Source organism: Mycobacterium sp., assembly GCF_050701675.1.
Taxonomy (GTDB): domain Bacteria; phylum Actinomycetota; class Actinomycetes; order Mycobacteriales; family Mycobacteriaceae; genus Mycobacterium.
Genome location: NZ_JBOGDD010000600.1, coordinates 1 through 2129, shown reverse-complemented (window position 1 = coordinate 2129; position 2129 = coordinate 1). Strand labels below are relative to the sequence as shown.

General features: G+C 69.5%; 2 protein-coding genes. Both read left to right on the top strand.

Features of this window, described 5'->3' with window-relative positions:
• Positions 1–13 precede the first annotated feature (13 nt).
• On the top strand, positions 14–1204 hold the full coding sequence (locus ACRDUX_RS18440; protein ID WP_526415465.1) for a CaiB/BaiF CoA transferase family protein: 1191 nt from the start codon (positions 14–16) through the stop codon (positions 1202–1204).
• On the top strand, positions 1201–2121 hold the full coding sequence (locus ACRDUX_RS18435; RefSeq protein ID WP_526415464.1) for a hydroxymethylglutaryl-CoA lyase-like TIM-barrel protein: 921 nt from the start codon (positions 1201–1203) through the stop codon (positions 2119–2121). The genes ACRDUX_RS18440 and ACRDUX_RS18435 overlap by 4 nt, the downstream gene beginning before the upstream one ends.
• Positions 2122–2129: the final 8 nt, after the last annotated feature.

Below are 2129 nucleotides of genomic sequence, written 5' to 3'. Positions count from 1 at the left end.
GGATTCAATCGCCATCTCCCAGGGACCGTTGCACGGGGTCCGCGTGCTCGAACTCGGCAACTACATCGCCGCCCCGACGGCGGGCAGGCTGCTCGCCGACTTCGGAGCCGAGGTGATCAAGGTGGAGCGACCTGGGACGGGTGATGAGTTGCGCAATTGGCGCCTGTACGCGGGAACGACGTCGATGCTGTTCCGTGCGATCAACCGCAACAAGAAGTCGATCGTCCTGGACTTGAGCTCCGCCGAGGGCCGGGCCGCTGTCCTCGACATCGCCAGGCACTGCGACATCGTTCTGGAGAACTTTCGGCCGGGAACGCTGGAGCGGTGGGGGTTGGGCCCCGATGCGCTCGATGCCGTCAACGACGGGATCGTCGTCGTCCGCATCTCTGCCTTCGGACAGACCGGTCCGATGGCCGGTCAGCCGGGATTCGCCGCGGTGGCGGAAGCCGCGGGGGGACTCCGCGAGCTGGTCGGCGATCCCGACCGGCCGCCATCCCGGGTCGGCGTTTCGATAGGCGACTCGATCGCCGGACTCTACGGCGCCTTCGGCGCGGTGATGGCGCTCTTCGCGCGCGGGCGATCGGGCGAGCCTGTCGCACTTCGAGAGCGGGTCATCGACGTCGCCCTGAACGAATCCGTCCTCTCGATGACGGAATCGCTGGTGCCCGACTACCTGGCCTACGGCACGCAGCGGCGGCGAACCGGTGGGCGCATGGAGGGGATCGCGCCGTCGAACGCCTACGAGTGCGAGGACGGCAGCGTCGTCATCGCTGGTAATGGCGACGCGATCTTCCGCAGGTACATGGCCGTGATCGGCCGCGATGATCTGGGCGGACGGGCAGATCTACAGACCAACGCCGGACGCTGGACCGCCCGAGACGAACTGGACGGTGCGATCGCGGCCTGGACCTGCGCACGGTCGCGCGACGAGGTGCTTGCGGTACTTGGCGCCGCCGGTATTCCGGCCGGGCCGATCAACACGGCCGCCGATATCTGCGAGGACAGCCAACTGTTGGCGCGCAACATGATTCAAGTATTCGACGTCGACACGGGCGATGGAGATCCGAAACCCGTCGGGTTCACCGGGATCGTGCCGGTCATCGGCGGCCGGTCGAGGCCGATCACCGCGGTCGGACCGGACCTCGGTCAACACACCGCCGAGGTGCTGGCCGACCTGGCGCGTGGGCCGGCGGTGGCACGATGACGGCCGCAGTGCTGCGCGACGTCACGCTGCGCGACGGGCTTCAGCTCACGGGTAAGCCGGTTGCCACCGAGCGCAAGGTGGAGATCGTCCGCGCGCTGCTGGACGCGGGCGTGCCGCAGCTCGAGGTGGGCTCGATGGCCCGGCCGGACCTGGTCCCACCGATGGCCAACACCGTGGAGGTGCTCGAGGCACTCACGCCCGCCGAACTGGATCGGTGTTGGGTGTGGGTCGCCACGCCGCGCCACGTGGAGCGAGCCGCCGTCGCAGGCGCCCGCCACTTTCAGTACTGCCTATCGGCGTCGGACGCGCACAACCGGGCCAACATCGGCAGACCCACCGAGGCCAGCCTGGCCGCGATGCCCGACGCGATCTCGGCCGCGCAGTCAGTCGGTGGGTCGCTGCAGCTGTGTATCGCCACCGCATTCACCTGTCCGTTCGACGGACCGGTGGACCCAGGTGTGGTGATGCGCATCGTCGCCGACGAACGTGCCTCCGGGGCAACGGAAGTCGTACTGTGCGACACGCTCGGCCAAGCGGTGCCCGGCGAGGTTGCGACGCTGATCGCCGAGGTCGGGCGGCGCGACCGACGCCCCATCGTCTTCCACGGCCACGACACCTGGGGACTCGGCGTCGCCAACAGCCTGGCGGCGATCGAAGCCGGCGCCTCGACCGTGGACGGCTCCCTCGGCGGCCTCGGCGGCTGCCCGTTTGCGCCAGGCGCCGGCGGCAACACCGCGACGGAGGATCTGTTGTTCGCCACCCGCCCGTCCTGGTTCTCCCCGGACACGCTGACCGACTTGCTGGGAATCGCCGCCGGGTTGCTCACCGAACTCGGCGAGCCCAACCGGTCGCGCACCGCCGAGGGCGCGCGCAGCACGACGACCGCATTTCCCTGGGCGCTCGGCACTGCACCATGACCTCGCGG

Excerpts from the sequence above, each read along its gene's own strand:
- ACRDUX_RS18435 (WP_526415464.1), top strand. The coding sequence starts at position 1,201 with ATGACGGCCGCAGTGCTGCGCGACGTCACGCTGCGCGACGGGCTTCAG.